The organism is Tuberibacillus calidus DSM 17572 (genome assembly GCF_000430685.1).
Classification (GTDB): domain Bacteria; phylum Bacillota; class Bacilli; order Bacillales; family Sporolactobacillaceae; genus Tuberibacillus; species Tuberibacillus calidus.
On record NZ_AUMM01000075.1, the window covers coordinates 1 to 8,311 of the forward strand.

Genomic DNA, 8,311 nt, shown 5'->3' on the forward strand with positions numbered 1-8,311 from the left:
ACTTCAGGCGTTCCTGAATGATCAATGAACCAAGTGCCAAACGAACCGAAAAGGCCTTGTGTCCTTGCCTGACGTCTCCCAGTGACTTGACATATTCTTTTTCAGCTTTTGACCAGGGGATGAGGTTAGACAAGACCACCCAACGGTTATTGGGATTTAATTGTCCACCAAACGGCAGGAAAAATTCATGTGGCAGGATGAGTTGATCGGCATGATGTTCGTACAAAGTTAGTCCCTCCAAGTGCAAGGTTTTTGATGAGTTTCCGAATCATACCCTTGCATATAAATTCGACAAAAAAGTGAAAAACCCTTGTTAAATCAACATTTTTTTGTTATTCAGTAGACCCTAATTACCTCGTTTGCCGGCTACCTGTCCACATTCTTTCCGATTTTAAATAGCGAAGCGCTGATTACGGATCATTTCGGCCTACATTTAACGGTCGGGCGATTATTAACTTTTCTCGTTTGTTCAGCCTTATTATGGGGGCTGCACGGCTTAGTGTTAAATGGCGTTGATAGTGCCGGAAAAGTTAATGTCATCGCGACTTTTGCCAAAGTCGGAGGCTTTATTTTATTTATTGTTGCGACCTTATTTGCTTTTCAGGCGAGCCATCTCGTGCCTTTTATTGAACCGAAAGTCGATCCTGCAACCGGTGAAAGTGTTGGATTGCTTGGGCAAATCAATCATGCCGCCTTATCGACTTTATGGGCATTTGTCGGCGTGGAATCGGCGGTCGTATTTTCCTCAAGAGCCAAACGATCTGTGGATGTCAAGCGGGCGACGATCGCCGGGCTATTGATTACCACAGCTCTTTATATTTTGATTACTTTACTCGTCATGGGCTCTTTAAAACAATCCGCTTTAGCCGCTTCATCAAAACCGCTTGTCGATGCGTTAACAGCGGTCATTGGTGGTGCGGGCGGTTATTTGCTCGGATTGTTAGCCATCATATGTTTAGTCGGATCAGCCTTAGGCTGGATTTTGTTGAGCGCCGAGGTTCCGTATCAATCGGCGAAAAATGGCTTATTTATGAAAGCTTTCTTGAAAGAAAATAAAAATGGAACACCGTCGAAATCTTTAACCATCACGAATGTGGCAACGCAAATTTTATTGCTGTCCACGGTTTCTAATTCTATTGCAGAAGCGTTCAGTTTTGTCATTACCATCGCGACGCTGGCGTATTTACTGCCATATTTGGTCACCGCCATCTTCCAACTGAAATGCGTGTTAGATGGGAGCTATGGTAAAGGAAGAAAGCGGACATGGAACGCTTTCGTTGGTGTCGTCGGATTCGTTTACTCGGTGTATGTCGTGATCGCTGGTACATCGGATATAAGCACCTTTTTATGGGGCGTCTTCTTTATCGGATTCGGCATTGTCTTCAGCCCGTTCATTTTAAAAGCATCGGTTCGAAAAACTCATTAAAAAAACCAATCTTAAATCATGCGTGATCGGCCCTGGGATTTATTCCTTTGGGCCGAACTTTTTGCCTAAAAGTTCTCCCAAAAAAATTTTTTCTCGAATCAAGAGGAAATGAAATGGCAAATGGCGAAAGGATAGAAGGGATATTAGGGGGGTCTTTCGTCATTGAAGAAATCATGGCTTCAAAAAATCGGAATCGCCTTAGGCGTCGTGCTTTTATTTGTCGGGTATTTGCAGTATCGGGAGTTTAAAAACAGCCATTTTGCCGTTGATAAAAAGGCGTTTAATGTCAAAGATTCTATGAATGAAGTGTTTGCGGACATATATAAAACGAATCCATTATTAAAAAATGTTTTCAAATATGGCATTGCCGTTAATGTGAATAAGGAAGTGCCCATTGTTGGAGAGGGCCGTACTTTAAGAATCGAAAAGGCATGGTTATCGAGTGGCGGTATTTATTTATTATACAGTCTCGATGTGCTTAAAAAAGATCAATCGGTGAACGACATACCTGCGTTACAAATAAAAAATGTCATTTTTCACCGCGACAACGGTCCGGATTTTACGATGTCCGTAATCCATGATCAGGCAGATCAAATTTTAATTATAAAGGATACTTATAACTACCGCCTCTATCAGCAGTACATGGAAAACTTGGATTTTCGCAACATGTCATTTAGTAGTGAAGAAGAACGGGATCAATTTATGGACGACTATGTAAACCATATCCGAAGCGTGACATTAGATGGGGTGAAACTTGTCAAAGGTAACCAAGAAGTAGCCGTTGATGACATTCGTTTTCCCGCCAGTTTCAATATTGATAAATATTTGATTAAAACTATTCCCGTTCATCAAACCATTTCTGCCAATGGTTTAACGTTCCAATTGGAGAATTATCAGCAATATTTTGATCATGGGGAATTAAATTACAAGGTTGAGACAGAAGAATCGACTTCAACCATTTGGGTCTCCGCTGACATTAAAATTAAAGGACGTCCTAAGAATTATATTCAGGAGGATGTGGATGACCCTGCCCTCTTCTACATCGATGGCTTCTCGCTTTACTTCCCAGATATAGAAGGGGATGCGATAGTCATCAAACCCAATGAATATGGTTATGTTGAAAAGAAACCGATCCACATTCACATCGATAAAAATCACTTAAGAGATTTTGAAAATAACACCGAAAAAGGAATAAAGGTGTCAGATATTACAAACGGTTCCATCTATTTTAAACGGAATGGGAAATATGATCCGAGTTTTGAACTCGTATTTATGTATGATGAAAACAAATACCCGCATATCGGCCAAATGGATTGGATGTCGTTAGAGGAGTATAATAAAATTCCGAAAGATGAAAGAAACCAACTTTATAAGACTTCATCAATCGTTGATATTAAAGATGAACGTGGCCATTCCCTCAGCTTTTCCGTTGGCAATGCACCTGGTAAAAATGGTCAATACATTTATCAATTTGATAGTGGCCCAGTGGACTGGTTACAACTCAGCGATCTGAATATTACCTTGCATTCATTGGTCTATGTTAATAAAATTAATGCGGACCCATTTACGATCCCTCTAAAATGATTTAATGGAACAACACGATGTTTGGAAGATCCAAGGTAGGGGTCTAGGCAATAAAAAAGATATCTTTACAAAGAAAAGCGGGAATAGCGGATGCATCATGAATTATTTATGTCTATGGCTTTAGAAGAAGCGCGCAAAGCGGAAGCAATAGGAGAAGTGCCAATTGGTTGTGTCATTGTGAAAGACGGTGAAGTGATTGCTTCTGCTCATAATAGACGTGAGACAACCCAGCAGCCGACCGCGCATGCCGAAATCCTCGCCATTCAAACAGCGAGTGAGAAGTTAGGCACTTGGCGGCTCTCAGACTGTGATCTTTACGTCACGCTTGAGCCGTGCCCGATGTGCGCCGGTGCCATTTTACAAGCTCGAATTAAAACAGTAGTTTATGGAGCAAGTGACCCCAAGGCGGGTTGCTGTGGAACGCTGATGAATTTGTTGCAAGATTCACGTTTTAACCATATGTGTGAAGTGATTCCCGGAGTTTGTGCGGAAGCATGTGGTGAGATTTTAACGCAATTTTTCCGCCGTCTGAGAAAGAAAAAATGATGGCGGAATCACGCCTTGCCAAAAAGTAATTTCTATGATAAATTATATTATGTCGTATTTGGAGGCGTACCCAAGAGGCTGAAGGGGGCTGACTCGAAATCAGCTAGGGCGTCTAAATGGCGCCGCGGGGGTTCAAATCCTCTCGCCTCCGCCATACATAATTTTAGACAAGAGCCTGAGATGGCTTCTTTTTTGTGCTCTTTTAAGTAAAATGAATTACAATTATTGTAAATTCCTTTTTCCCCTTTTATTCTTGATGTATCTTTGTTATAATAATAACACCGTGCTAGGCGGGGAGGCAGCGGTGCCCTGTACTCGCAATCCGCTACAGCGAGGCTGAATTCCTTCCCTAGGTTCTTGCGCTGTGAAGCAGCCTTGAGCAAGTGGTGTTGACGTTCGGGTCCCGCGCAACGGAAACTCATGAACCCTGTCAGGTCCGGAAGGAAGCAGCAGTAAGTGAGACCTTTCGTGTGCCGCGGGAGAGCCTGGACCGAGCCAACTACTCATGAAGCGTTCATGGTGCTTGGATCGAAGGAAGGTGCACGGTGCTTACCTTTGATTATCAATAGGAATATCAATGTCACGGCGTCAGGTCGTGACTTTTTATTTTATTAAAAAGAGGTCGGGACAAAGGGGTAATTTTGGCGAATTATTTCTCAGCCTCTTTTTACTTTACATAAAAAGAAGTAACCGCCGAATGATGCCCGGTCCGTCGCTAATGTTCTTTTGTACTTAACCGTTTTAAACGGTATAATAACATTTAGAGTAATGACGATGTTCAGGTGGGATTCTATGAGCTATCAAGCGCTTTATCGGGTTTTTCGTCCACAGTCGTTTCGTGATGTGGCCGGCCAAGAGCATATCACGCGCACGCTGCAAAATGCCCTGGCAAAGGATAAATTTTCACATGCTTATCTGTTTAGTGGCCCTAGAGGTACCGGCAAAACCAGTGTTGCCAAAATCGTGGCTAAGGCGGTCAACTGTGAAAAAGCCCCTGTGAGTGAACCGTGTAATGATTGCGCCATTTGTAAAGGCATCACCGATGGCAGTCTCCAAGATGTCATTGAAATTGATGCTGCCTCGAATAACGGTGTAGATGAAATCAGGGAAATAAGGGAGAACGTCAAATACGCGCCAAGTCTTGCGCGTTATAAGGTGTATATTGTTGATGAAGTTCATATGTTATCCCAAGGCGCGTTTAATGCCCTCTTAAAAACTTTGGAAGAACCTCCGGCCCATGTGATTTTTATTTTGGCAACGACTGAACCGCATAAAATCCCGCCGACGATCATTTCAAGATGTCAACGTTTTGATTTTAAACGGATCCCCTTGGTAGCTATCGAAGCCCGGCTCAATGAGATCGTTGAAAAAAAAGGGATCGAAGTGACAGGGCGGGCCATCGAACTTGTCGCTAAAGCCGGGGAAGGCGGTATGCGGGATGCGTTAAGCATCCTCGATCAAGCAGCGGCTTACGGTGATGGGAAGGTGACGGAAGAGGATGTTTTAGAAGTCACCGGCATGGTCAGCCGTCAGTTGCTTACCGACGTGATGTCAGCCGTCCAAAAGGGAGATTTAGCTTCAGGCTTACAAATCGTCAACGATATTCTTTCCGAAGGGAAAGACCCCGAACGTTTCCTTGAAGATATCATTTTTTATTATAGGGATATGTTGCTTTATCAAGCGGCACCGGAACTTGATAGTATCAAGGATCGCATGATAACCGATGAAACTTTTGTCGAACTTTCTAAACAAACGGATCCAGAATCCATCCACCGTGCCATTCGTCTTTTAAGTGACATTCAGCAAGACATGAAACGCTCGGGATATTCAAGCATCTTTTTGGAAATGGCAATCGTCAGGCTCATAGAAGCTCCGAAGGGAAAACAAAATGAGACAACTTTCCAAGAAGCGGAGTGGATAAAGCAAATCCGTCAACTGGAAGAAAGGGTCAAAAAACTGGAACAAAAACCTTCATCGGATGTTTCCGAACCGGAACCTTCTGTTCAAAGAAGGTTACCGAAAAGACCCAGCGCTAAAACCGTGTCGGTTAATCACCAACAAGTCCATGCGGTTTTGAAAAATGCGGTTAAAGAAGATCTCAAGGAATTGCGGCGAGCGTGGCCGACTATTATGGAAAAGATTCGAAAAATGAATGTGGCGGCTCATGCATGGCTTTTAGAAAGCAAACCGGTAGCCAGCTCCCAAGAAGCTTTTCTTCAATCGTTTAAATACGATTTTCACTGTCAAATGGTTGTAGAAAATAAAAACAACGCCATGCAAATGGTCGAAGAAATCATCTTTGAATTGACAGGCAAACGAAAAAAAATGCTCCCTATTCCACACAAACAATGGGAAGAAATCCGGGCGGCATTTATCAAAACAATGGAAGCAGAAGGCGAAATGGCCGCCGCCAAACAAGAAGAGACCGACCCGTTAATCGTAGAGGCGGAAAAACTTGTCGGTCCTGATTTACTGGAGATAAGGGATTAAATCCAAGGAGGATGATTGAAATGATGAGAGGCAACATGAATAATATGATGCGACAAATGCAAAAAATGCAAAAGAAAATGATGGAGGCCCAAGAGGCTTTAAAAGAGGAAGTTGTTGAAGGTTCCGCTGGCGGCGGTGTGGTGACGGTAAAATGTAATGGTCATAAAGAAGTCACTGAAGTGCTGATTAAAGAAGAGGCTGTTGACCCGGATGATGTCGACATGCTGCAAGACCTCGTTTTAGCAGCTGTCAATGATGCCTTGAAAAAAGCCGATGAATTGGCCGCGGAAAGAATGGGCCAATTCACTAAAGGATTGAATTTACCAGGCTTTTAATGGAGGGCATCATGCATTATCCTGAACCGATTGCAAAATTAATCGATAGTTTTATGAAATTACCTGGCATCGGCCCGAAAACGGCGGCACGATTAGCTTTTTATGTTATAGATATGGAAGAAGATGATGTGCTTGAGTTTGGGCGGGCGTTAGTCAATGCCAAAAGACAGTTGATTTATTGCTCAGAATGCCTAAATATTACCGACCGCGATCCTTGTTTCATTTGCAATGATTCCACAAGAGATCGCTCAACCATTTGCGTCGTCCAAGAACCGCGGGATGTTATCGCCATGGAAAAAATGAAGGACTATCGCGGGTTATACCATGTCCTTCATGGAGTCATTTCCCCGGTCGATGGGATCGGGCCAGAAGACATCAAAGTTGCTGAACTTATAAAACGGCTTGAGAACGAAGAAATACAGGAAGTGATCATTGCCACCAACCCCACTATTGAGGGTGAAGCAACGGCCATGTACTTATCACGCCTCATAAAACCCGCGGGTGTGAAAACGACAAGAATTGCCCATGGACTCCCAATGGGCGGTGATTTAGAATATGCGGACGAAGTCACTTTGTCAAAAGCAATGGAAGGCCGGAGAGAGCTCTAGTTTGGGAGGAAGACGATGTTTAGACGTAGAACAATACGGCGCATTCGCAAAGAAAGAGAAGAAAAACTCCTGGCCCTTTTAATGGCGTGCAAGGAACGTTGGTTAAAGCAAAAACGCCTAGTAGAAGACAGCATTGACCCATCAGAAGAAGTGCTTTATCAACTTCGGTTGGCCGAAGCAAAATACATGTTTCTATTAAAAGAGGCACGAAAACTCAAAGACTGATAAAAGGCTATCAAAAAAGAGGTATATCATCACTTAAAGGATATTGAAAAATGGTATAAAAAATGATCTCCCCTCGTATACATGTAGAAAAGCATGGACGAGGGGGTTTTATATGGATCCAATCGTTGTCATTTCCATTTTTGCTGTTGTTATTGTTTTATTTCTTGTGATTGGCGCGCCCTTAAAACCAATACGCTTTATCGGACAAGCCTTTGTAAAATTGGCGATCGGCGCCTTAATGTTATTTTTATTAAATGCCGTTGGTGCATCATTTGATTTGAAAATACCGATTAACGCCATCACAACGATAATCTCCGGCTTTCTTGGCATTCCCGGTGTCGCCGCTCTGATAATCATCAAATATGTCATCATGTAATGGGCAGTTCATGCCTCAAAGGTTTACAAAAACGGGTAATGGAAAAAAATACATGTAAAAAAACCTTGCACAAAATAAAATATGTGGTATTATTATACATGTCGTTTTTGATAAAACAGCTTTAAAAAATGATTGACATACCAACATAGAGCTTGGTAAAATCAAAAAGTCGTTTCAAAAAGCGGCATGTAAAAAGTTATTGACAAACAACAACGAAATTGTTATAATGAAATAGTTGTTGTTGAAAACTTCGTGCGAAGCACTCTTCGGTGTTTTGCGCAAGTCGTAGCGATCTCAAGATGTATTGCTCCTTGCTTAAAACATCTTTCGATGTTTTGCGCAAATCGAAGTTTATTCGAGATGCATCGCTCTTTGAAAACTGAACAAAAGCCAAGCGCAAACTGTAAAAAGGGCAACCTTTTTACAAGACGCCAAGGATTTAAACAAACGTAAGATCTTTAAGCTGAGTTTTCAGCTTTTGATAAACATTACTTTTACGGAGAGTTTGATCCTGGCTCAGGACGAACGCTGGCGGCGTGCCTAATACATGCAAGTCGAGCGCGTGAAATTCGCGGATCTCTTCGGAGTGATGCGGATGGATCGAGCGGCGGACGGGTGAGTAACACGTGGGCAACCTGCCCGTAAGACTGGGATAACTTCGGGAAACCGAAGCTAATACCGGATAGGCTTTCGCACCGCATGGTGCGAAAGGGAAAGGTGC

Annotated in this window: 8 protein-coding genes, 1 tRNA gene, 1 rRNA gene, 1 other RNA gene and 1 pseudogene; 11 read left to right on the top strand and 1 reads right to left on the bottom strand. The window is 42.8% G+C overall.

Annotation, left to right across the window (positions count from 1 at the left end; translation table 11 throughout):
• Nucleotides 1-226: pseudogene (locus H532_RS18990) on the bottom strand (IS5/IS1182 family transposase); the annotation flags it as partial.
• A 123-nt stretch (nucleotides 227-349) separates the two neighbouring features.
• On the opposite strand from H532_RS18990, the gene H532_RS18995 reads away from it, so the two are divergent.
• The 11 genes from H532_RS18995 to H532_RS0113665 form a co-directional block, all read left to right on the top strand.
• Nucleotides 350-1,426, top strand: coding sequence for an amino acid permease (locus tag H532_RS18995; protein WP_081412475.1), 1,077 nt, complete (start codon nucleotides 350-352; stop codon nucleotides 1,424-1,426).
• Nucleotides 1,427-1,588: 162 nt separating this feature from the next.
• Nucleotides 1,589-3,010 (top strand): hypothetical protein, encoded by a 1,422-nt coding sequence (locus H532_RS0113625; RefSeq protein WP_027725930.1) that lies wholly within the window; start codon nucleotides 1,589-1,591, stop codon nucleotides 3,008-3,010.
• A 90-nt stretch (nucleotides 3,011-3,100) separates the two neighbouring features.
• Nucleotides 3,101-3,556: a tRNA adenosine(34) deaminase TadA gene (tadA, locus tag H532_RS0113630; RefSeq protein WP_027725931.1), complete on the top strand. Its 456-nt coding sequence runs from the start codon at nucleotides 3,101-3,103 to the stop codon at nucleotides 3,554-3,556.
• Between the two features lie 60 nt (nucleotides 3,557-3,616).
• A tRNA-Ser gene (locus H532_RS0113635) sits at nucleotides 3,617-3,710 on the top strand.
• Between the two features lie 127 nt (nucleotides 3,711-3,837).
• Nucleotides 3,838-4,102: signal recognition particle sRNA large type (ffs, locus tag H532_RS20040), an RNA gene on the top strand.
• Between the two features lie 246 nt (nucleotides 4,103-4,348).
• Nucleotides 4,349-6,046, top strand: coding sequence for a DNA polymerase III subunit gamma/tau (gene dnaX / locus H532_RS0113640; RefSeq protein WP_027725932.1), 1,698 nt, complete (start codon nucleotides 4,349-4,351; stop codon nucleotides 6,044-6,046).
• Nucleotides 6,047-6,066: 20 nt separating this feature from the next.
• Nucleotides 6,067-6,381, top strand: coding sequence for a YbaB/EbfC family nucleoid-associated protein (locus H532_RS0113645; protein ID WP_425426296.1), 315 nt, complete (start codon nucleotides 6,067-6,069; stop codon nucleotides 6,379-6,381).
• A gap of 11 nt (nucleotides 6,382-6,392) precedes the next feature.
• Entirely contained in the window at nucleotides 6,393-6,989 is a 597-nt protein-coding gene (gene recR / locus H532_RS0113650) for a recombination mediator RecR (RefSeq protein WP_027725934.1), read from the top strand.
• A 15-nt stretch (nucleotides 6,990-7,004) separates the two neighbouring features.
• On the top strand, nucleotides 7,005-7,214 hold the full coding sequence (locus H532_RS0113655; RefSeq protein WP_027725935.1) for a YaaL family protein: 210 nt from the start codon (nucleotides 7,005-7,007) through the stop codon (nucleotides 7,212-7,214).
• A 112-nt stretch (nucleotides 7,215-7,326) separates the two neighbouring features.
• Nucleotides 7,327-7,590 carry a pro-sigmaK processing inhibitor BofA family protein gene (locus H532_RS0113660; protein WP_027725936.1) on the top strand — a complete coding sequence of 88 codons (264 nt, stop codon included), beginning with the start codon at nucleotides 7,327-7,329 and terminating at the stop codon, nucleotides 7,588-7,590.
• Between the two features lie 493 nt (nucleotides 7,591-8,083).
• Nucleotides 8,084-8,311, top strand: a 16S ribosomal RNA gene (locus H532_RS0113665); the annotation flags it as partial.

Bases quoted from the DNA above. Each gene is read 5' to 3' on its own strand.
- tadA (WP_027725931.1), top strand. From the start codon at position 3,101: ATGCATCATGAATTATTTATGTCTATGGCTTTAGAAGAAGCGCGCAAA.
- dnaX (WP_027725932.1), top strand. From the start codon at position 4,349: ATGAGCTATCAAGCGCTTTATCGGGTTTTTCGTCCACAGTCGTTTCGT.
- H532_RS0113645 (WP_425426296.1), top strand. From the start codon at position 6,067: ATGATGAGAGGCAACATGAATAATATGATGCGACAAATGCAAAAAATG.
- recR (WP_027725934.1), top strand. From the start codon at position 6,393: ATGCATTATCCTGAACCGATTGCAAAATTAATCGATAGTTTTATGAAA.
- H532_RS0113655 (WP_027725935.1), top strand. From the start codon at position 7,005: ATGTTTAGACGTAGAACAATACGGCGCATTCGCAAAGAAAGAGAAGAA.
- H532_RS0113660 (WP_027725936.1), top strand. From the start codon at position 7,327: ATGGATCCAATCGTTGTCATTTCCATTTTTGCTGTTGTTATTGTTTTA.